Origin of the sequence: Desulfomicrobium norvegicum (genome assembly GCF_900114595.1) — a bacterium.
Lineage (GTDB): Bacteria > Desulfobacterota > Desulfovibrionia > Desulfovibrionales > Desulfomicrobiaceae > Desulfomicrobium > Desulfomicrobium macestii.
The window spans coordinates 360208-383481 of record NZ_FOTO01000003.1; the positions used below are offsets into that span (position 1 = coordinate 360208).

13 protein-coding genes are annotated in these 23274 nt (G+C 59.0%); 3 read left to right on the top strand and 10 right to left on the bottom strand.

The window, feature by feature from the left end; all coding sequences use genetic code 11:
• The first annotated feature begins 32 nt into the window (after positions 1–32).
• On the top strand, positions 33–587 hold the full coding sequence (locus BMZ24_RS07545; protein ID WP_092190843.1) for a LemA family protein: 555 nt from the start codon (positions 33–35) through the stop codon (positions 585–587).
• Position 588: 1 nt separating this feature from the next.
• Positions 589–2469: a DUF2207 domain-containing protein gene (locus tag BMZ24_RS07550; RefSeq protein ID WP_092190845.1), complete on the top strand. Its 1881-nt coding sequence runs from the start codon at positions 589–591 to the stop codon at positions 2467–2469.
• Between the two features lie 93 nt (positions 2470–2562).
• On the opposite strand, the gene BMZ24_RS07555 is transcribed toward BMZ24_RS07550, so the two are convergent.
• From BMZ24_RS07555 to BMZ24_RS07590, 8 genes are all read right to left on the bottom strand, one after another.
• Positions 2563–3414, bottom strand: a complete 852-nt coding sequence (locus BMZ24_RS07555; RefSeq protein ID WP_092190847.1) for an HDOD domain-containing protein — start codon at positions 3412–3414, stop codon at positions 2563–2565.
• A gap of 2 nt (positions 3415–3416) precedes the next feature.
• Positions 3417–5297 (bottom strand): GspE/PulE family protein, encoded by a 1881-nt coding sequence (locus BMZ24_RS07560; RefSeq protein WP_092190849.1) that lies wholly within the window; start codon positions 5295–5297, stop codon positions 3417–3419.
• A 102-nt stretch (positions 5298–5399) separates the two neighbouring features.
• The gene (locus BMZ24_RS07565; protein ID WP_092190851.1) at positions 5400–7100 is read right to left on the bottom strand and encodes a sensor histidine kinase; all 1701 of its coding nucleotides are present in this window, start codon (positions 7098–7100) and stop codon (positions 5400–5402) included.
• A 21-nt stretch (positions 7101–7121) separates the two neighbouring features.
• Positions 7122–7373 (bottom strand): hypothetical protein, encoded by a 252-nt coding sequence (locus tag BMZ24_RS07570; RefSeq protein WP_092190853.1) that lies wholly within the window; start codon positions 7371–7373, stop codon positions 7122–7124.
• A gap of 255 nt (positions 7374–7628) precedes the next feature.
• Entirely contained in the window at positions 7629–10274 is a 2646-nt protein-coding gene (locus tag BMZ24_RS07575; protein ID WP_092190855.1) for a cytochrome ubiquinol oxidase subunit I, read from the bottom strand.
• Entirely contained in the window at positions 10271–11338 is a 1068-nt protein-coding gene (locus BMZ24_RS07580; RefSeq protein ID WP_092190857.1) for a hypothetical protein, read from the bottom strand. The genes BMZ24_RS07575 and BMZ24_RS07580 overlap by 4 nt, the downstream gene beginning before the upstream one ends.
• Positions 11339–11485: 147 nt before the next feature.
• Complete coding sequence (locus tag BMZ24_RS07585; protein WP_244150299.1) at positions 11486–14566, bottom strand: EAL domain-containing protein; 3081 nt, start codon at positions 14564–14566, stop codon at positions 11486–11488.
• A gap of 27 nt (positions 14567–14593) precedes the next feature.
• Entirely contained in the window at positions 14594–17662 is a 3069-nt protein-coding gene (locus BMZ24_RS07590; protein WP_161949076.1) for a PAS domain S-box protein, read from the bottom strand.
• A 375-nt stretch (positions 17663–18037) separates the two neighbouring features.
• On the opposite strand from BMZ24_RS07590, the gene BMZ24_RS07595 reads away from it, so the two are divergent.
• Entirely contained in the window at positions 18038–21205 is a 3168-nt protein-coding gene (locus BMZ24_RS07595) for a transporter substrate-binding domain-containing protein (RefSeq protein ID WP_092190862.1), read from the top strand.
• Between the two features lie 153 nt (positions 21206–21358).
• Here the strand turns inward: BMZ24_RS07595 and BMZ24_RS07600 are convergent, their stop codons facing one another.
• On the bottom strand, positions 21359–22549 hold the full coding sequence (locus BMZ24_RS07600; RefSeq protein ID WP_161949077.1) for an ImmA/IrrE family metallo-endopeptidase: 1191 nt from the start codon (positions 22547–22549) through the stop codon (positions 21359–21361).
• Positions 22533–22847, bottom strand: a complete 315-nt coding sequence (locus BMZ24_RS20475; protein ID WP_092190866.1) for a type II toxin-antitoxin system HigB family toxin — start codon at positions 22845–22847, stop codon at positions 22533–22535. The genes BMZ24_RS07600 and BMZ24_RS20475 overlap by 17 nt, the downstream gene beginning before the upstream one ends.
• Positions 22848–23274: the final 427 nt, after the last annotated feature.

Genomic DNA, 23274 nt, shown 5'->3' on the forward strand with positions numbered 1-23274 from the left:
CATGGGCACAAACATTCCGTCATGGAGGAATCATGATCGCTTTTCTTGTCGTGCTTGTCCTGGTTGCCGCCGTTCTGCTGTGGGGCATCCTCATCTACAACGGTCTGGTACGCATGCGTAACATGGTGCAGGAGGCCTGGAGCGGGATCGATGTGCAGCTCAAGCGGCGCACGGATCTGATCCCCAACCTCGTGTCCACGGTCAAGGGATACGCCGCGCACGAAAAGGGCACTCTGGAAGAGGTCATCCGCTTGCGCGGGGTGGCCCAGAACGCGCAGGGCGTGGGCGAGACGGCCCAGGCGCAGGGTCTTCTGGGGGCGGCGCTGGGCAGGCTTTTCGCGCTGGCCGAAAACTATCCGGACCTCAAGGCCAACGCCAATTTCGCCCAGTTGCAGGCTTCCCTCGGCGAGATCGAGGACGAAGTGCAGCTCTCCCGGCGCTATTACAACGGGGCGGTGCGCAATCTGAACATCGCGGTGGAGTCCTTCCCGTCCAATCTGATCGCCGGGCGCTTCGGCTTTGAGAAGGCGGAATTCTTCGAGCTGGAAAGTCCATCGGAGCGGGCTGTGCCCAAGGTGGAGTTCTAGAATGGCGGGGGTCCGGGGCCGGATATTTCTCGCCGCGCTGATCTGGCTGCTTTCTTGCGCGCCCTTGCTTGCCGAGACCGAGCGGGTTCTCGATTTTTCCTCCCTGGTCCTCATAGATCCCGACGGCTCCATGGTGGTCACGGAGACCATCACGGTCCAGGCCACCGGGGATCAGATCCGACGCGGGATCGTGCGTGAATTTCCAACGCTCTACACCGGGCGGGGCGGGAACAGGGTGCGCGTCGGATTCACGCTTCTTGAGGTTACCCGCGACGGCGTGGCGGAGCCCCACCACGTCGAGAACAGATCCAACGGAGTGGCCATCTATGCCGGCAGCAAGGATGTCTTTCTGCAGCCGGGGCGTTATTCCTACACCCTCACGTACCGCACCACCAGACAGCTGGGTTTTTTCGAGGAGCATGACGAGCTCTACTGGAACGTCAACGGCAACGGCTGGCGCCTGCCCCTGGACCGGGTCAGCTGCACGGTGCACCTGCCGGACGGCGCCACGGCTCTTGAGGCCGTGGCCTACGAAGGGCCCATGGGCAGCAGGGACAACCGCGCGATTCCGGCAAGCGGGCAGCGGGAGGTGACCTTCACGTCCTCGCGGCCCTATGCCCCCGGCGAGGGCCTGACCATCGCCGTGTCCTGGCCCAAGGGCTTTGTGACCCCGCCTTCGGCCACGGAGCAGGCGGCGCAGGTTCTGGACAGGAGCGGCGGAGTGCTTTTCGCGGGCCTTGGGACCGTTCTGCTCGGCATCTATTACGTGCTGGCCTGGATGAAGGTCGGTCGTGATCCGGCCAAGGGAGTGATCATTCCCCGCTTTGCGCCGCCGCGTGGATTTTCTCCGGCCATGGTGCGCATGCTGACGCGCATGAAGTTCGACAACACGGCTTTCAGCGCGGGCGTGGTCAACATGGCGATCAAGGGAGCGCTGAAAATCGGGGACAATGCGAAGATGCGCCTGACCTTGGCCGACCAGCCCCCGGAGACTCTGTCCCTCGGCGAACGGGCTGCCTGGGATGAATTGGGCAAGGCAGGGACGGTCGTCGAACTCAAGAACGTGAACCACAAGGTCATCGGCGGCGCCCGGCGGGCCATGAAGAACAAGCTCATGAAAGAGCTGTCCTCCAACTATTTTTTGACCAACACGGGCTGGCTGGCGCCGGGGCTTGGCATCACCCTGGCCTCGGTGGCGGGCATGGTCTGGAGTGCATCCGTTCCGCCCGGGACGCTTTTCATCTGCGTGTGGCTGACTTTCTGGACTTTCGGCTGCTTCATGCTGGTGCGCCAGGTCGCCGCCGCATGGCAGGGCGGCGGCATTCGCGGCAAAGGCTCGGCCCTGTTCCTGTCCGTCTTCACGATACCTTTTCTGGGCGGCGAGGCGGTTGGATTGTGGCTCCTCTCCAGTCAGTTGGGGATTGCGGCGGTGCTGGGGTTTGGGGCCATGATTTTCATGAATGCGCTCTTCTATGAACTTTTGAAGGCACCGACGCGCATCGGCCGCCAGACCCTGGACGAGATCGAGGGCTTCAAGCTTTACCTGTCGGTGGCCGAGGAGGACCGGCTGAACTTCATTCATCCTCCCGACGAGACTCCCGAGCTGTTCGAGAAGTTTCTGCCCTACGCCATGGCGCTGGGTGTTGAAAATCAGTGGGGGGAACGTTTTGCGCGCTTGCTGGACCGGGCCGGATACGATCCGGACTGGTACGAAGGCCGTCACTGGAATCGCATGCATCCGGGCCTGTTCGCTTCAAGCCTGGGACGGGGCATGGAGTCCGCCGTATCCTCGGCTTCATCCGCTCCGGGCAGTTCCTCGGGCATGGGCGGGGGCGGCTCGTCCGGCGGAGGCGGCGGCGGAGGCGGCGGGGGCGGATGGTGATCGCCGGGCATGAAAAACGCAGACGGGCCGGTTCAAGGGAATCGGCCCGTCTGCGTTTTCAGTCGGAAGGAAAGCGCGACAGCGCCGGGTGAATCAGCCGACTTCTCCCACAAAGTCCACGTAATCTTCCATGGTCAGCTCCAGTTCGGCGACCTTGATCTCGGAGAGGTCCAGCTGGATCGCCTCGGGGCTGGTCGCCAGATCGATGTCCGGCGTGTGCATGATCCCGATGCCGGCCTTGGCCAGGACCTTGTTGGCCAGACTGACCATGATCAGCACGATGTCCTGGCCGTCCATGTTCTCGTCGTGGTGGTGTTCGGCCACCGTGCAATAGATCTCCGGCAGGTTCCAGGTCTTGAGCAGCTGTGCTCCGATGCTTTGGTGTTGCGTTTCGAGGACTTCCTCAATGAAGGACTGCGGGATGGTATCGCCCATCTGTCCGTTTTTTTTGAGGTCGGAGATGGCCATGAGCAGGAAGGCCTTGCCGATGTCGTGCAGGAGGCCAGCGAAAAAGGCTTCGTTCATCTTGCTCGGCAGTCGGCATTCCTTGGCGATCCATTTCGCGCCAAGGGCGCAGGCCACGGAGTGAATCCAGAGCTGGTCCATGTATTCGCGGATGAAGGAATCCTGGGTGCTGAAGGATTGTTTTTGGGTCAAAAGGGTGACCAGATTGGAGACTTCAGCCAGGCCGAGGCGGACCATGGCGTTTCTGACCGTGGTCACTTCGATCATGCCCCGGTAGAAGGACGAGTTGGCCACTTTGAGCAGCTGACCGGCGACGGCCGGGTCGCGCAGGATCTGCTTTTCTATGACCTGCATGTCCGGATCCGGTTTGGCCATTTCCTGCTGAATGGCAAGGCCGGTCCGATTGAATGGCGGGAGCTGCGCCTTGTCCGAGTTCACATGCTCCATGAGGATTTCGATAAAAGACTTGGCCTCGTTCATTGCTAGACTCCGAGCATGCGGCGGGTTTCTTCCAGAGGGCGTGGTTTCAGAACTAGAGGCAGGCAGCGCATGACCTCTTCCAGAGTGGTCTGGCCTTCGGCGGCCTTGACCAGACCTTCCTCGAACAGGGTCACAAGCCCGGCGCTCTCCAGGGCGATCTTGCGGATGTCGAAGCTGGTCCGCCGTTCAAGGATGGCGGCGCGGACCATTTCATCGAGGATGAGCAGTTCGAACACCGCGATGCGTCCTCGATATCCGGTGTAGCGGCAGTGGGAACAGCCCGTGCCCTTGCGAAAATTGGAGCCCTGGATCGTGGCCTGCGTGTAGCCGAAAAGCTGCAGTTCGCCGGGGCTTGGCTTGTACGGCTGGGAGCACTCCGGGCAGATGCGCCGCAGAAGCCGCTGTGCGACCACGCTGACCACGGTGGAGGAGATGAGGAAAGCCTCGATGTCCATGTTCATGAGTCGGATCAGGCCACCGATGGAGTCTTCCGTGTGAAAGGTGGTCAGGACCTTGTGTCCGGTCAGCGCCGCCTGCACGGCCACCTCGGCCGAATAGTTGTCGCGGATTTCGCCAATGAGGATGACGTCGGGGTCCTGGCGCACGATGTGACGCAGGGTTTCTTCGAAGGTCAGGTTGATCTTGGGGTCGATGGAACACTGGGAGATGCCTGGGATGACGTATTCGACCGGTTCCTCGGCGGTGATGATGGAGAGGAGCGGCGTATTCAGGTGGTGGATGCAACTGTAGACCGTGGTCGTCTTGCCCGATCCCGTGGGGCCGGTGATGATCACGACGCCGCTGGGCCGGGACAGCGCTCCGTCGATGAAGCGCTTGAGTATCTTCGGATACATCCCGATGCCCGTGATGTCGATCAGGTTGCCCTGGCGGTTCAGAAGGCGCAGCACGATGGCCTCGCCGTGGATGGTCACATAGAAGGAGGCGCGCATGTCCAGTTCGCCACCCGGATATTCGAACAGGATGCGGCCGCCCTGGTGGCGCCGCTTCTCGGCGATGTCCGCCTTGCACATGATCTTGATGCGGCTTGAGATGTTGGGAATTATCTCGCGCGGGAAGTCCTTGTAGGGCTCAAGCACCCCGTCCCGGCGAAAGCGGATGCGCAGGCGGTCCGGGAGCGGCTCCATGTGGATGTCGCTGACGTCGAGTTCGATGGCGTCGAGGATGATGCGCTCCACGATGCCCGAGGCCGAATCGTCATCGACGGATTCCTTGGACTGGGCGCCGCGCTCGAAGCGCTGGTAGGTTTCGACGATGGATTCGCGCGTGGCGATGGCCGGCAGGATGCCTTCGGGAAAGATGGTGCGTGCCTCTTGCTGGTCGTCCAGGTCCAGGACATTGGCAAAAGCCACGACGACCTGATGCTCCTGCCGCTCAATGGGTACGTAGTTCGCCTTGTTTCTGTATGTGAGCGGAATCTGATGCAGCAGGGAGGCGTCGAGGTTGGTGAATCTGGGATCGATAAAAGGGTAGCCAAGCTGCATGGACAGCGCTTCCAGGGGCTTGAATTCCTTGATGAAATTATTGTTGACCAGGACTTCGCCCAGTTTCTGCGGGGTCTTGCTGGTGCGCTGGATCTGAAAGGCGGCCTCAAGATCGGCCTCGCTGATCAGCCCGAGTTCCAGGAGCAGGCTGCCGATGCGCATGGACAGCTTGTTCTTGCGAATGGCGGCGGTGACCTGGTCGGCGGTCACATAGCCGAGTTCCTTGACGATTTCGAGCAGGGGCTTGGGACGAACGAGCTTTGTGCGCAGCCGGGAGGCGTGGAGCGCCTGCTTTTCCGAGAGGAGCCCTTCCTTGATGAGGATGTCGATGAGTTCGCCGTGGGTGGTCGTTTCGCTGGTCTTGGGTTTGTCCTTCGGCATTGGGGCTCCACATTGAGAGTTGATCAGTGGCGAAAAAATCCTATCGAGAGAAAATTATGGAGTCAAATTGAGCGGATGGCTCCTTTTTGTCAGACGCGGGCATCATTTCGGTGAGCTTGCAGGCAGACGAACATGAAAAATGGAGCCTTGGCCCGAAGTGGACTTCACGCTGATGGAACCGCCCATTTTTGACAGCAGGTCCCTGCAAATGGACAGGCCAAGACCGGTGCCCTTGCCGGCGGCCTTGGTGGTGAAAAACGGCTCGAAAATGCTGGGCAGGATGTCTTCGGGGATGCCCTGGCCATTGTCCTCGACATCGATGCGCACGAAGCCATCCTCGCGGCTGGAGCGCAACTGCACCAGCCCGTTGTCCTTTTCGATGGCGTCGATGGCGTTATTGACGAGGTTCAGGATGATCTGCTGAATTTCCGTGGGCGAACTTTCGACTTCCCCCGCCTTGGGATCAAGGGCCAGCCTGATTTCCACGCCCCGGTATTTGGCTTTTTGCCGCGCGAACCCGGCAATGTCCTCCAGCAGCGAGTTGATGTGCACCACGTTGGTCGTGGTGTCGGCCTTGCGCGCGAAACTGAGCAGCTTGTGCGTGATCTCCCGGCAGCGATGGCCCTGGGTGGTGATGGTCTGCAGGGACGAGAAGATCTCCTCGGTGTTCTCCTCGCTGTGCGGATCGTCGGATTTGAGCAGGTCCTGAATCCAGCCCGCGTTCTCCATCATGATCGCCAGGGGGTTGTTGATCTCGTGGGCGACGCCGGCCGCCAGTTCGCCGATGGCGGCCAGCTTGCCTGCGTCCATGACGTGTTTTTGCATGTGCTGCAATTCCAGTTCAGCCTTGAACAGGCGCTGTTCCGTCCGCTTGGCCAGGGCCAGCGCGGTGATGATGATGCCTCCGCAACCGGCGAGGATGATGGCCAGGGCTACAAGGCGGGCCTTGAACAGCGGCCGCAGGAGCTGGGCCCTGGGCTGATGGATGGCCAGGATGTTGCCCGTGGAGCGTAGCGGGGCGCAGCCGTAAAGATTGGTCTGGCCTTTGGCGTCCTTGGCCTCCAGCACCACGGGCCTGCCTTCGGGAAAGAATTGCTGGGCCAGCAGTAACGCGGTCTCCGGGCTGTCCGGTTCGGTGCCGCTGGCGGCGCTGTAGGCGCCCTGACGGTCCAGAAAGAACGCGCCCCCGGTTCCTCCGGGGTGGAAGAGGCGGATCTTTTCCTGAATCAGATCCGGATCGAGGTGGGCCCGAAGCAGCCAGGCGCTCTGTTCGGTGGTGATGCGCACGGCAAGGAAGCAGTACGTGTCGCACAGCGCCAGATTGCTGACGAACTGGGGGCGGCTTATGGCCTGCGCGAACCAGGACTCTCCGGCCGGTGTGGGCAGGAGGCTTTCGTCCCCGGTGCGGGCGATGATCGTGCCGCTTGCATCGACAAGGTCAAGGCCGAGGAAGACGCCTTGATAGGCATTTTGCAAAGAATGCAGCCGGGCGCGCAGATGGCCGGAGTCCGACAGTTCCGCAATGGCCGCCGAGTCGGTCTCCTGCCTCAGATTGGCGATCTTCTCTTCGAGAAAGCCGTCCAGGCTCTGGACCGAGTTCATCGCTTTTTCAGCCAGGAGCGCATGGGTTTTTTCCCGGTACGCCGCATCGTAAAAAACATAGCCCAGGGTCGCGACGCACAGGAGCGGCACCATGGCCACCAGAATGGAGAGGACGGTCAATTGTCCGCTCATGAGGCGGGGAGACGTTTTGTCTTTGTATGTCCGGGGCGTGTTGTCTTTTGCAGGAGAGGGTTGGGTCATGGTCCGTCCGAAAGATGCGGGTCACTTGTCCCGGTTTCGAATGTCCTGTCGCCAGGAGTTGAGGGGCGCGCAACAGCCCCCGCCGGTGTGTTGATCACGGCGGATTCCGTCCCCGGATTCGCCTTCGAGCATGGTCAGACACAGGTAGCGCCCGGCTTCATCGCTCCAGAAAAGTTCGGGGCAGCGGGGCAGGTAGCCGTGGCGACGCATGGAATCGGTGCACTGGTCATGCAGACAGCACCAGCCACATCCAACGCAGGGCAGATACGACATGCGATTCTCCGTGTGTTGGGGGCGGTGTCGGAACATGGGGCTTGTAATGCAAGCCTTTTGAGGAGGCTAGCTCAAGGGCATGTGATGGTAAAGTGAATTCTGGGAATTGGGAGTTTCCGTCACGTTTTGGTCGCACAAAACGTTTGCGGGGATTCGCGCATGGTCGCGGTGGCGGGACGTCTTGCAGGCAACCTGGGGCGGCTGTCCGCTGATCGCACGGACCGGGGTCAGACTCCCCGGTCCGTGCGGCTGGAATTAGAGTTGACCGAGAATGTTGGGGTGATGGAACTCGTCGTACTTGTCCTCGGTATGGCACACCGCACAGTTGTCCTTGCTCCCGATGGGGCCCGGATGGCCCTGGTACTGCAAGGGCTGGATGGCGTCGAGATCGGGATGAAAGGCGTTGACGGCCGGATATTCGGCGTGGGTCGAGCCGTGGCAGGATTCGCACATGAGCCCCGCGTCATCGGTGCGCATGCGATAAAGCCCTTCCGGTCCGCGTACCCATTGGTTGAAGGCCGAAGGCGTGGCGTCCTGCGGCGGCTCGAAGTCCACGTGGCAGTTCAGGCAGTCGGGCTGATCGTTCCACGGTTTGCGCGGTTCGATTTCTTCAACGGATGCGACCAGCCTGGGCTTGATGTGGCGCATGAGCAGGTCGGCCTTGGGCTTGCCTGCTTCCTTTTCGGCCTTGAGCAGGCTCAAGGCGTGGTCTTCCATGGTACCGTGGCAGTTGACGCAGGTCAGTCCCTTGCTCGCGTGCGTGCCGCGGGCGCAATAGGTGTAGCTGTCCGGCCCGGTGGGGTGGCAGGTGTGGCAGGGCTCGGCGTCGGGAGCCTCGGACAGGTAGTTGGCGTGGAAGCCGTGGATGGCGGCCGGGAGGTTGAGGAGCGCCGGATCGCCTTCAGCCTTGAGCAGCGGATCGGGATGGCAGCTCTGGCAGAGTACGGGCTTGCCCGCTTCGGCCTGGGGCAGCAGCTCGGTCTTGTGACGCCGATCGTGTCTGGCCAGCACGTCCGAGGCTGTGGTCACCGAGATGCCCATGGCGCCGTCGTGTCGCCAGGTGCCGTCATGACAGTTCCTGCAGCCGATCTCGGTCGAGACCGGAGCCACGACCTTGGTGGTAGCCAGAATCTCTCCGCTGGCCTTGTCCTTGGCTTCGATGGTGAAGACGGGATAGGGGTTGACGGTGCCGTCGTCCATGTAGGGCAGCACGGGGATGCCGTCCGCCAGGAAGGTCAGGTTCTGGTCGCTTGGTTTCATCGTTCCCGACATGCCCAGGCCCTTGGCGCTGACGTTCGGCGCCAGCTCCTTGCCCACCAGGGAGGGCGCGTAGTCCCAGAATTCCACATGGTTACTCGGATTCTCGAAGCCCGCCGGGGCCGTGAAGGTGATTTCCACGTCCTCGGTCACGAGCTCGGGCAGGGGGCCGCGCCGGATGAGCTGGGCCATGAGCGTGCTGCCCGGGGGCAACATGGAGAAGCGGCTGTCGCTGTCCGAGATGCATTTTTCGCCCAGTGTGCACCAGGCCAGGAGCACGTATTCGTCGCCCTCGGCATCGAAGGCCGGGATTTCAAGATCGAGCTCGGGGCGGGGACGGGTCTGCTGCGTCACTTCGGGGTCGTCGATGAGGTCATGCACGATGTATGCGGCCAGGGCCTTGCGCTCCTGCACCGTGCCGGCAAAGCGCGGCATGTAGGAGTATACCTTGCCCATGCCCGCGATCTGGGCCTCCAGACCGACGGTTCCGAACTTCGCGCTCAGACGCTTTATGTCGTGCAGGGGGCCGCCGATGGAGTGGCAGGCGGCGCATTGGCCTCGAAAGATCTCCCGGCCCGCGTCCCTTGCGTTTTCGGGGGTGATCTCCCTGTTCCGGTGCCAGCCCGAGGTCTGCAGATAGCCCTCGGCGCTGATGGCGTCTTCGGTGCCGGCCAGGATGGCGTTGGAATACATGTAGCCGTTGATCAGGTAGGGCCTGCGTCCGGCTTCGCGCACGGTTTCAAAGCAGCCCATGTACAAAAGGCCGATGACGAGCAGAACCAGGGCCATGGGGCGCTTGACCGCGGCCGGCATGCGTACGGCCATGAGCAGTCCTCCGGCGAAAAGCACCGCCGATATCCACAGGAAGCCCTGCATGTACGGGGCGATTTCCGGGTTCGCGCCCAGGACCATGGCCTGCGCGCCTTCTGGCAGCACGCTTACGTACCACCACCCCGAAAGGAGCAGAAAGGCGAAGGGCGCCAGCAGCCAGGCCGCGCAGTAGCGGACCAGGGTCTCGCGGGTCTGGGGATCCTTTTCCCAGGTGGCGGTGACGAATCCGTAGAGTCCGGCCAGGATGAAGGCGATGAAAGTTCGAAACGCCAGGGACGGCCAGAATGACGGGTTCAGGAATCCGTCCCAGAAATCCCTGGTGGTCAGCCAGTCTCCGGGAGTGAGCATGAAGCCGATGATGCCGTTGATCATGAAGAGCGACATCCACCCGAAGAAGAAATAGATCCAGCCGATGGTGAGATGGTTGCGCGCCCCCATTTTTCCGAAGGTGTAGAAGTAGATGAAGAGGGCCACGATCTCGCCCAGGAAAAAGACCCACTCGATGGCCCAGGCAAAGACGAAGATGTGGATGAGCTGCGACGTGGCGGCGGGCGCGACCAGGGAGATGATGAACCAGATGCCCACCCCTGTGATTCCGCCCAGGACCATGGTCACGAGCAGGAAGAACTTGGTGTGACGTTTGGTGTAATCAAGAATTGCCGGGGAGTTTCGGCGATAGCCCAGATGTTCGGTGAGGACCAGAAAGAGTCCGCCGCCCACGGCGAAATGGGCGATATAGACATGAAAGACGGCGATCAGCGCGATGAGCAGTCCGCCGCCGGCCCACTGGAGTTCCCAGATTGGAAAATTCATGAACGCACCTCCGAGTCCGTGGCGGCGGTGCGGAGCATCCAGGCAACGACGCACAGCCCGGCCGCCAGGGTCAGGATGAAAAGGACAAGCGGGAGATATTCACCGGTGACGACGCGGTCGCTGACCTGAAAATACGGGGCCAGATAGGCGTCCCTGACCAGGTCCCGCAGGAAGAGCATGAGGATTATGGTGGTCAGCGACAGGATCGCCGACGTGCCGACGTTGTAGCTCAAGGCGTTGCTGATGCTGAAGATGCCGATGGTCGCGCCCGTGACGAAAATCAGGGTGTGTGCCAGGGAGCCCCCCAGCAGGAGATTCATGACGTGTTCGGGCAGGGCGGCGAGGAACCACAGGCCAAGCGCCATCTGCAGCATGGTCGTGTAGGCGTACCAGTTCATGCCGTGCCGGACCCAGCGCTGGGCTCCGGGATCGTTCTTGACCTTGAACCGGTAGAAAAGGGCCAGCGCCAGACCCGCCACCGCCACCGATGACGCGACGAAGTGCAGGTAGCGCGGCAGCACGGTCGGGTCCATGGTGTTGAGCAGCGTGCCCCACGGATTCTCGAAGTATGCCGCCCAGTTTGCGGGACTGAGCATGAGGGTCATGTTGTTGGTGTATATGAAGGCCGTGGTCAGCAGGCACACTGTGGTCACGGCGATGAAGACCGTGCGCAGTCTGCCAAGTGATACGTAGCTGAAATCGTAGATGTAGGCGCTGGAGTAGGCGATGATGACCAGTCCTACGACCGACAGCCAGTAAACGGCCATGAGCACGCTGCTGGTGTAGATGAACTGTCCGTAAAGCACCTGTATGAAGAGCAGGGGTGCCACGCCGAAATTGACGGCGAAGGCGATGGTGAAGGGCAGCTTGACGGAAATGGACTTGGTCAGGGGCTCGGTTTCGGCCTTGCCGCGCAGATGATGGACCAGGGCGATGATGGACGCGCCGAGCATGACATTCATGACCAGGATGTGCAGGATGAACGTGAGCATCTGGAAGAAGTAGAACCAGCCCCATTCCACCGGAATGGGCAGGGCTTGGGGGATGAAATTGGTGGGGTCCATGAATTTCTCCGTTTTTTTGGGTGTGCTGCTTGCCGGAAAACGTATTTTCGCGGAAATTTTACCTATCCGATTCAGCCTTTGGCGTCAAAAGTTGCACACATTATTTCAGGCCGGTCCTTGGAAAAAGGATTCCACGCATTGCAACGATCACTCTGCGTTCTGTTTTTTGAGCAACTCTACGAACTGCGCCGCGGTCACCGGAGGCGAAAACAGATACCCCTGTCCAAGCCGGCATCCAAGAGATCTGAGCAGCAAGAGCTGTTCAGGGGTTTCGATGCCTTCGGCCAGGGGGGTTATCTCCAGGCTGATGGCGATGCCGAGCATGGCGCGAATGAGCGCCAGCGCCGACGCTTCGGGCAGGTTCTTCACGAAGGACTTGTCGATCTTGAGGACGTCAAAGGAGAGGGAGCGCACGTACGACAGGGACGAATAGCCGGTTCCAAAGTCGTCAAGAGCGCTTGAGACGCCCATTTCGTCGATGGATTCGAGGATGCCGCGCACCTGATCGATGTTTTCCATGTACACCGTCTCGGTGACTTCGAGGGTCAGCTGTTCCGGGGACAGCTTGCTGGCTTCGAGGACCCGCTGCACTTCCCTTGGCAGGTTACCGCGTTGGAAATGCCGCGCAGAGATGTTGCAGGAGATGCGCAGCCTGCCCCATCCGTCTTCATCCCAGCTTTTGGCCTGATGGCAGGCCTGGGAGAGGATGCTGAAATCGATGTCGGTGATGAGGTTTGTCTGTTCCGCCACGGGTATGAAATCCATCGGAGAGACGAGAGTGCCGTCCGATTTGCGCCACCGCGCCAGGGCTTCGGCTCCGACGATTTTTTGGGTGTCGAGGTCGATGACCGGCTGGAAGAAAGCCTCGATCTCTCCCGCGTCGAGGGCCAGGCGCAGCTCCCGTTCGATCTCCACGCGACGCTGAGCCTGCAGGGTCAATTCCGGCGAATGGAAGTGGAACATGTTCTTGCCCAAGGATTTGGACTGATACATGGCCAGGTCCGCGCAGCGCACCAATTGTCCTGCCGTGTCGCCGTCCTTGGGAAAGACGGCCACGCCCACGCTGACCCCGAGAAAGGTTTCGGAGCCTTCGAGTTCAAAGGGGCTGCTGAACGTGTCGATGAGCTTTTGCGCCAGCCCCGAATATTCACTGTCGTCGGCCCCGATGCCGGACACGACGATGAATTCGTCACCGCCGAGGCGGGCCAGCATTTGCGAGGAATCAAGGACACTGAGCAGGCGTTGTCCCACTTCCATGAGAACGATATCCCCGGCGGCGTGGCCCCAGGAGTCGTTGATGATCTTGAAATCATCAAGGTCGAGCAGGTAGACGGCCAGGTTGGAGCTGTCCGGGTCGAGGCGCGTCAGGGTCCGGGTCAGCCTGTCCAGGGCGGAGAGGCGGTTGGGCAGGCCGGTCAGGGCGTCGGTGTAGGCGAGTTCATGCAGTTTTCCTTCGGCTCTCTTGATGTCGGTTATGTCGAGCAGGAAGGCGATGGACTGCTGTGAGCGTGGGATCATGGCCACGGTGAGCTTGACGTGATGTTGCGCTCCCGAGGAATCCATCAGGCGCGCCTCGTAGGTTCGCGGGGCGGCATTGTCGTCCTGGCGCCGCAGCGTGTGATAGCGGAGCATCCTTTCCGCATCCTCGGGGTGGAAGAAGCGTGTCCAGGGCGGGCTTTGGCGCATGTCATCCTGCGTGAGCCCTGCAAGATGGAGAAATTCCGTGTTGGCGACGGCGATGGACGTGTCCTCGTTGATGAGGATTCCCGGTGTGCCGGTGTTCAAGAACATCGCCCGGTAACGTTCCTCGGATTCTTCCAGGAGGCGCCGTGTGCGTTCGATTTCGCGGATGTCCCAGAATGTTTCGAGCAGATATTCCTGCTCGTTTCGCGTGATGATGGTCACGGATTTGAGGATGTCGATCCGTTCGCCGTCTCTGCCGAGAAACTCGCACTTGTAATTGTTGAGGTTCTGCCCGAGATCGCAGACTGGGCATTGCCCGATTTCGGCGCCGCAGGTGAACTGGTGGCAGACCTTGCCCACAAGGTCCTTTTCGGGGCGGCCGGCCAGGGCGCTCGCATACGGGTTCGCGCTGACGATGACCCTGTCTTCCTTGCGGATGAGCATGACGCCGACCTTGATCGCGCCCAGGATTTCCTTGAGAAATCGCTCGTTCTCACGGATGGATTCAAAGGCGGTGTCCACCAGGTTGGAGAGTTGGTCGATTTCGTCGCAGTGCTGATCCAGTCTGCAAAACTGTGCGTCCGGCGCATCCTTTCTGACGCGCCCGCTAAGGAGCGACAGCCTGGACAGGATGCTTTGTTCGAGAAAGGCGAAACCGCTGAAAAAACCGACGACAGCGAACACGATGACCACCGCGAGGCTGGTTTTCATTGTTGAGCGGGCCAGGATCGTGAGTTGTCGCGGAGCATTGGCGATGATGGCTATGGGCGGGCCGCCCGCAGCGTCGGTAAGAAGCAGGGCGCTCCAGATGAGGTCGCGCTCGGGAACGACGAGGGTCTCGCCCGTCGCCGGAGGAGCGGTGTGCAGCGCAAGCATGGCCCGAGGCAGCTTTTCCTGCTCGGCGACGTGAATCTGCAGTGCCAGTTCCGTGCGCTCGGTGAGTCTCTCGACGTAGGTCTCGTCGATCTGCTGGATCATCCACAGCCGCCCGCGCGCCGGTCCGGTCTGCTGGGATGTCAGCACCGCGCGGCTTGCCGCGATCCACAATGATCCGTCGATGTTCACCAGCGCGGGGCTGCCGCTGAAGAGTTCTTCGGGGGGATAGGACAGGCCCGTTCTTCTGACATAATTGAGCAGGTCTTCGCTGGGCACGCCGAGCGTCTTTTCATCGCCGGACATCCGCGAGGCGCTCAGGATCTCGCCTTTGTCGGTCACGAACACCATGGCGCTCAGGCCCTGGTTGATGAACACGTCCGGCGTGATGTTGCTCTGCGCATAGTCACCGGAGACCGAGAACATGAATTCGTAGGTGTCATCCCACCACGCCCAGTCTTTGAGCAGGTTGTCGATGCGTTGCATGTCCTGTTGCAGCGCGTTGCGCGCACGGCGCACATTGGCCGCGGCCAGGTCGCGTTCGAAGGAGTCCAGACGATCGGTGATGATCAGTCCGACCATGAGCACGCAACCAAGGCTCATGACCAGGAAGATCGCGGTGAGCGCGACGATGGCCCGCGAGCGCAGGGTGGTGAAGAGTTTTTTTGCCATGGGGCGTTTCATAGGATTGAAGCCCGGTTAGGGCAAACCAAAAGTGGTGCGCGGATCTTGCGCATATGGCTTGTCGCCGGGCTCCACGCCCAGGGCTTCCTGCATGGCCCTGGTCATTTCTTCGAGGGTTGCCGGTTTGGCGACATATGCGTTCATTCCGGCGGCCAGGAACTTCTCCCTGTCTCCCTCCATGGCATAGGCCGTCAGCGCGATGATGGGGATGTTCCTTTTTGGGCCAAGGGCCTCGGATTCCCGGATGGTGCGCGTCGCTTCGATTCCATCCATGACGGGCATCTGGATGTCCATGAGGATGCAGCCGAAGTCGTATTCGGCCAGCAGTTCAAGGGCCTGCCTGCCGTTTTCGGCCAGGGTGACCACGTGTCCGGCCTTTTCCAGCAGCTTTTGGGTGGGAATCCGGTTGGATGAATCGTCCTCGACCAGAAGCACTCGGAATCCTGCGCCGGTACTGATGGCGGCGGGCTCAACGGTTTTTGACGGGTTTTCGCGGTTCATCTTGAAGGGCAGGACGACATGCACCGCCGTACCCTTACCCGGCGTGCTCTCGATGCCGATCTCTCCGTCCATGAGACCGACCAGCCGATGCACGATGGACAGGCCAAGTCCCGCGCCCTGATAGTTGCGAGTGAACGAGTTCTCGACCTGCCGGAACGGCTCGAAGATGACGGAAAGTCTGTCTTCGGGGATGCCGATGCCCGTATCCGCGACTTGGAAACGAACGCGGATGTCGTCATCCGTGCGTGGCGGAAGGGTCGTGATCTCCATGCTTACCGTGCCCCTGTCGGTGAATTTGAGGGCGTTGCCCACCAGGTTGAAAAGAACCTGGCGCACCCGCGTTTCGTCCCCGACCAGGGTGGCGGGCATGGTTGGGTCCAGACTGCATTCCAGGGTCACGCCCTTGTTTCTGGCCGTGACGTTGAAAAGCCCGGCCACGGAATCGGCGATGTCCCGGATCTGGAAGGGAGCCTTGCGGATCTCCATCTTGCCCGCCTCGACCCGGGAGAGATCCAGAATGTCCGAGAGGAGTCTGGTCAGTCGGTTCGCGGCTTCGGCGGCCATTTCTACGTAGCGGGTTTGCTCGTCGTCGAGCGGGGTCGTTTCCAGAAGCTGGAGCATGCCCATGACCCCGTTGATGGGGGTGCGGATTTCGTGACTCATGTTGGCCAGAAACTCGCTTTTGGACTGATTGGCGGCTTCTGCAGCTTCTTTAAGCTTGCGCAGGTTCTCTTCAGCCTCTTGTCTGTTGGTCAGATCGATGTCCACACAGAAAAGTTCGGCTTCGCCTGCCGCATTCGTGACGATGGCATGGCTTGAAAAGACCAGCACCCGGGAGCCGTCCTTGCGCATGAGGGTCAGTTCGCTGGCGGGGATGGGGATTTTTGTTTTCGCCATGGAGCGCATGTCGGCCTCGACGTACTCGCGTATTTCGGGCGGGATGATCAGGTCGGTCAGCTTTGCGCCTATCGCTTCGCTTGCGCTGTATCCGTAAAGATTTTGCGAGGCCTGGTTCCAGTAGCGCGTCCGGCCGTCCATCCCGTAACCTTGAACTGCGATGGAGGGGATCTGTTCGAAGAGTTTGCGGAAACGAGCCTCGCTTTCCAGCAGCGCAGTCTCTGTCCGCTTGCGATCGGAAATGTCTTCAAGGGTGGCGATGACGCCTGTTGGCGTCCGTTCCGGCGTTATAGGATTGAACACGACTCGCAGGCTTTTCGTGATTCCGCCAGTGATGGAGGTGTACTCGTCCTCAAAGACCGCAACCTCCCCCGCCAGGGCTTTTTTGATCGTTTCGCGCATTTTGGGGGAACTTTGGCGGGCCGTGTTGAATCCGATCAGTTTTTCCCGGGAGGAGCCCATGGTTCGAATGAACGGTTCGTTGCAGTCGACAATGAAACCCTCGGGGTCGAACAGGATTATGCCCAGTGGAGAATTCTGGAAGATGATTTTGTAGCGGTGTTCGCTCTTGCGCAGCGCATCTTCCGCTCTGGCGCGGTTGATCGTGTCCTGTTCAAGGGATTCGGCCATGTTGTTGAACGCCTGGGCCAGGACATCCACCTCGGTGATTTCGGGCGCGGGGGCTACCCTGACGGTGAGATCTCCCTCGCCGATCCGTTTCGCTGCCCCAGCCAGTTCCTCAAGCCGCATTCCAACCGTCCTGCCTCCCAGAAACCAGCCGCTCAGCATGGTCAGGCCGATGGTCAAAAAGAGGACCACGAAATCGCGCAGCATTCCGCTCTTTGCGTCGGCGTAGAACATGGCGCTCGGCGATCCGACAAAGAAGTACATGTAGGGCGGGCTGCCTTCGGTCAGGCTCAGCTTCTGGAATGCGACGATACGTTCCACTCCGTCCGTGCTTTCTTCCAGGAGAAACCCCTCGGAAGGCCCGGACACGGCACGTTCAAAGACCGTTTGCTTGATCGGTTCCCCGAGGATCGTGGCGGAGTTTTCAGGGTAGCGGAAGAGGCGCAGCCCGTTCCTGTCACAGACGCCGACGAAAGAACTGTCCGGAAAGGTGGAGTGGCTGAACAATTCTCCGTATCTGTCGAGGCGGATAGCGGTCAGCAGAGCACCCGCGATGTCTCCCTGGTCGTTCAGGACTGGATATCCGAAGGTGAAGACGGGAACATGCAGGGTCACACCCAGGAGATATTCGCCGGTGGCGAAGGCCTTGGTGGCGACGGATTCCCTGAAATGCCTCGTGTGGGCGAAGTTCGCGGGCTTGCGAGCGTTGCCGGACGCGACAAGATTTCCGTTTGGATCGACCAGATGGAGGGCCGCGTAGTCCGGGTTTATTTTGAGCAGATTGGCGAAGAGGCTATTGCATGCCTCGACGTCGCCCTGGCGCACTTCGGGCAGCATGGCCAGGCCTTCAAGGAGGGCCTGGGTGGCCTGGGTGAGCTGGGTCTGCGTGTCCGCCATATGGCGGGAAAAAGTCTGCAATTGCTGTTCGGCGTCGGCCACCGCCCGCCGATGGTTGTCCAGTCCGGCAATGACGATGATGACGATGGCGGGAAGCGCCGCCATCAGAAAGAGGATGGCGAGCTTTTTTTTGATCGAGCCATGCAACAGGCGAGCGAACATGGGGCCTCCGGATACGTGCGGCGACGCATGACGGGGTTTGTGATGCATGCCGACTGGAAAAGAGCACCCTGCATCAAGGGCCGTGCCTTGAGCCAGCTGCCCTGGCGGCTCTGTGGCATGCTGAAATATGTAACCTACCTTTTCCACTCGCGAAAGGGAAAATTTGAAACTGGGTCGCCCGAGGAGTGGTTGCCGGTGGAAATGAGAGCATATTTTCATAGTGAAAAATGAATGATTCACTCTCTGTCATGGATTTCTGCATCAAATAGAGGCAAACGCGAGCCAATTTTTTTAGCATGCCTTGAGATTTTCATGGATGTAGTCCAAAAGGGCGTCTGGCCATGAAGACTGATATCCCAAGGTGTTCTTGAAAAAATGAGCGCACAGATCCTCTTTGCATCCGACGACTGGAAACATTCGGGCATGCATGCGACCAGACCGGGGCGGCACATCGCTGCACTGATCGCGTCCATGCTGCTCGCACTCATCCTGCAAGTCCCGCGAACCGCCGAGGGGTCCGAGCCATCGGCGCCCGTCGTGTCGGCAGCCGAGATCGATTATCCGCCTTTTTCCGTTGTGGACGGCTTGGGCCGTGCAGACGGCTTTTCCGTGGAACTCATGCGGGCCGCCCTTGCGGTCATGGGCCGCGACGTCACCTTTCGCACGGGCCCTTGGAATGAAGTCAAAGGCTGGCTGGAAAAGGGGGATGTGCAGGTCCTGCCATTGGTTGGCCGCACGCCCGAGCGCGAAGAACTCTTTGATTTCACCGTGCCCTACATGACTCTGCATGGGGCCATCGTTGTGCGTTCCGGGACGGATGATATCCAGAACCTGGCAGATCTGAAGGGACGGCGTGTGGCTGTCATGCGGGGTGACAACGCCGAGGAATTCCTGCGGCGAGAAGAGCGTGGCATGCAGATCCAAACCACGCCCACCTTTGAACAGGCCCTGCACGAACTGTCACAGGGACATCACGACGCCGTGGTCGTGCAACGACTTGTGGCCTTGCGCCTCATCCCTCAAACCGGACTTGGGAATCTGAAGATTGTCGATAATCCCATCGAGGACTTCCGGCAGGATTTCTGTTTCGCCGTCAAAAAAGGCGATAGCCGCATGTTGGCCCTGCTGAACGAAGGGCTCGCCATAGTCATCGCCGACGGGACCTACCGTCGCCTGCATTCACGCTGGTTCGCCGCCCTTGAACTGCCGAAAGACCGCCGCATCATCGTGGGTGGTGATCATCAGTATCCTCCGTTCGAGTACCTGGATGAAAAGGGAAGCCCGGCCGGCTTCAATGTCGAGCTTACTCGGATGATTGCCAGGGAGATGGGGCTTGATGTCGAAATCCGTCTCGGGCCCTGGACTGATGTGCTGCACGACCTGGAGCGAGGCGAGATCGATGCTGTTCAGGGAATATTCTATTCTGTGGAGCGGGACCGTAAATTCGACTTCACTCAAGCCCATTCGGTGAACAATTACGTAGTTGTGGGGCGACGCGGAGAAAATTTCGATCCGGGTTCGATAAGCGATCTTAAAGGCAAGAGCATCGTCGTCCAGAAAGGAGACATCATTCACGACTATCTGTCGGAGCGAGGCCTGGAATCTCAAATTTCCACGGTGGAGACCCAGGAGGACATGCTGAGGGCATTGTCCGAGGGGAAATATGACTGCGCACTGGGCCCCCGCATTATCGCCCTGCACATCATCAAGGCGCTTGGACTGACAAATCTGGCCCTGAGTCAAAATTCCTTTTTTTCCCTGGATTATTGCTATGCCGTGCCCAATGGCCATGCGGCGCTTCTGGCGCAGTTCAGCGAGGGACTCCAGGTGATCAAGGATTCCGGCGAATACCGCCGCCTTCACGAAAAATGGATGGGCGTGTACGAACAGCCAAGCCTGACATTTGTTTCCATCCTGCGCAAGATCGCCATGATTCTGGTGCCGCTGCTTCTCCTCCTGCTCGGATTTTTTCTTTGGTCATGGGCGCTGCGTAGGCAGGTGAAAATGAGGACACGGGAACTCCGGGAAAGCGAGGAACGTTTCAAAGCCCTTCACAATGCTTCCTTTGGCGGCATTACCATCCACGACAAGGGCATCATTCTGGACTGCAATCAGGGCCTCTCCGAAATAACGGGCTATTCCACAGACGAACTGATCGGGATGAGCTGCCTTATGCTCATATCCGAAAAATCCCGCGACATGGTTATGCGCAACATCCTGTCCGGGCACGAAAGCCCCTATGAGGCGTTAGGCATTCGCAAAAACGGGGAAGTATTTCCCGTTCGTCTCGAAGCGCGGAACATTCCATATAAACAGGCGAATGTACGGGTCACGGAGTTTCGGGACATCACGGAACAAAAACGGGCCGAGGAAGCTCTGCTCCAGGCAAAGGAGCAGGCAGAGTCCGCCAGCCAGGCAAAAAGCGAATTTTTGGCCAACATGAGCCACGAGATTCGTACTCCGATCAACGGGGTCATGGGCATGCTCCAGCTCATGGAAACCACGCCTCTTGATGCCGAACAGACCACTTATATCCACATGGCCACAGAGGCCGCCAACCGCCTGACCAGACTCCTCTCGGACATTCTGGACCTCTCCCGGGTCGAGGCGGGCAAGATGGAGATCCGAGAGGGACCCTTCCAGATTCAGGACATCATTGATTCCGTGTCCGGACTTTTCGCCGTCACGGCCAGAAACAAGGGTGTGGCTCTGGAATGCAGCCTTGCCCCTGGCCTGCCCGACGTCCTGGTCGGAGATGAAATGCGGGTGCGCCAGGTGCTTTTCAATCTGGTGGGCAACGCCCTCAAGTTCACGGAGCGCGGCAGGGTCGTCGTGGACATCGAGGCCCTGCCGGTCAAGGACAAAGATGAGTATCGCGTGCATTTTTGCGTCAAGGATACAGGCATCGGCATCGCCCAGGACAGGCTTGGTGACATCTTCGAGCCGTTCCGGCAGGTCGAAAACTCGTTCACTCGCAGTTATCAGGGCGCGGGGCTTGGCCTGTCCATCGTGCAACGGCTGGTCGGGCTCATGCACGGGGAGATCACCATCGAGAGTTCCCCCGGCGAAGGCACGAGCGTGCATGTCGTCCTGCCTTTCAAGATGGACCGCGAAAACCCGTCAAAAACCGTTGAACCCGCCGCCATCAAAACCGGTGCTGGATTCCGCGTGCTTCTGGTCGAGGACGATCCATCCAACCGGATTCCCACCCAAAAGCTGCTGGAAAAGGCCGGACACGAGGTCGCCCTGGCCGAAAACGGCAGGCAGGCCCTTGAACTGCTGGCCGAAAACGACTTCGATTGCGTCCTCATGGACATCCAGATGCCCGTCATGGATGGAATCGAAGCGGCGCGCATCATCCGGGAATCCGTGGTTCTTGGCCCAAAAAGGAACATCCCCATCATCGCCCTGACGGCCTATGCCATGGAGGGAGACAGGGAGAAGTTCCTGGCCGCCGGAATGAACGGATATGTGGCCAAACCGGTCGAGATCGATTCCCTCCTGCAAGGAATGTCCGACGCGATGGCAGAGCAGGGGGCTTAGGAGGCCGGCGGGTCTTGTTGGTTCACAGGATATTCGAGGTTATTCTCGCATGCCGTCCAGAGACAGGAGGTCGTTTTTTTGTGGGATGTTCAAGGCTGCGGTAATTTTTCAAAAAATATCCATTACCGTCTATAACAAGCCCCGATTTTCAACTCATTTTTCGAGAAAAAATTTCCGTACCTCTCGGTGTCCAACAAGCCCTGAAAGAATATCGTATCGATTTCTTTCATATCGAACACGCCCTGCGATCAACGCAGGATGAACTTCCATTTTGCTTGCCAAGTCAGTGACGTGCTCCTTGTTGGGGTGTTGTACATTTGTGATTTTGGAACTTTTCCATATTTCAATTGGAACAACGGCATCTCTTGCAAGAATATTAGCTTCATGTTCTCTTATATCAACTGTTTGAGATTCAAGATCATCGAGAATGAGGCTGTTATCTTCTGAAAGATGCTTGATGACATGGGCACATTCATGGAGCAATGTGAACCAATAATAATCAATCCTGTCGTACCGCAACGTCAGTGCGACAATCGGTATGCCGGATTGAAGAATGGCAGCGCCGTCCAGCTTGGTATGGGAGAAGTGTGGTTCAATAACCAGTTTGATCCCTTTTGAGCTGAGGTACTCAACGGCCTTCATAGGTCCATCGCTAAATATACTCAGCCTTGCCAGACGACTTAGAAATGTCTCATCTAGATTGCGATCGTAAGTACCCGTTGTTTCGATGCGCTGCGCCTTGAGTTGGACACCCAATAGCCAGGCCTGGACAGCGTACATGTCGATATCCTTTGCAGTTCTGGAAATTCCGCATCGATAACACGCCGTAGGCAGGCAATCGGGTTGACCCACCTGTACCATGAGATTGCGGACAACTTCCTCGGCTCTATCCGTGAAGTCTTTGGTATCTTCAATCCAGCCGCGATTGGTCATCTCCTTGATAGGAAACTGACTCCAGTCAACATCTGCCAAACCCTCGGGCAACTTTTTGCCAGGCTCCTTCAGGAGGGTGTCTGCTGGGATGCCTAAGCCTTCGTGAAGCGAGCGGATCATTTTTAGAGTCAGCTTTCTTTTGCCGGCAAGCACTTCGGATACTTTGCTTTTCGATCCAATAAAGGGGATAAGATCTTTCTGCTTAAGCCCTTTCTGGTCCATGACAAATTCGATAGCTTCAAGCGGAGTAGGCGGCGGTACAGGATGATTCTCATCTTCATATGCGCCTATGAGAGTCCCCCAAACCTCCAGTTCATCAAACTCAGGGCTGCCTTGCTCCGAGTCGAAAATTTTTTCGACCCGAGCCAGCGCCGCTTCGTAGTCGGCATCTGTCTTAATGGCACGGATCATCATACGTCACCTCTGCTGCCTTTATTTTGTCGTATTCGGCGTGGGTTCCAAACCATTTTACATACACTTGGCCAGCTTCAAATCGAATCCAGGCTATAAGCCTGAAATTGTTTCCTTTAATGTTGAAAATATACCTGCTTCCACCGATATGGTCGGCGCTGGGGAAATCTTCCTTCAACTTTGCGTGATTCGCGTACCGTTTCTTCGAAACCAGATCATACCAAGCCAGAAGGCTTCCTCTCGCTCCTGCATATTTCTCGCAGTAGCAATTTAGAGTTTTCCGACTGAGTATGTTCATGCCTGTTATCTAAAAGTTCCCATTTTTCTTGTCAAGAGATTGTTCCCTTAATGGGAACTTTAAGGGGCGTCAGGCACCGGACCTCGTCGGGTTGTTATCAACTTTGGCTGATTATGTTCGCCTTGTCCGCGCGGCCTTGTTGCCGGTTATCTTTGCCGGAGGACCAGTATTTGGTGCGCTGAAAATCAGGGAACGGGATCGGCTTGCCACTTTCCGTATTGAAGGCGTGTGTTGAGGCCAGTTGCGCATTCCGGACAAACTGACCAGTGATTCCACGGCAAACCGCCCACCTGTTCCGGCTGAAACTGACCAGGAAATCGGAGCGAAGCGACGCTGGTTTTGGGACGCTATGGGAACTGGTCAGTTGGGGTCAATGATGGATTTCATCTTCCGCATGGATTCTCCTTTGAGGTTGAGCTGGTAGGCG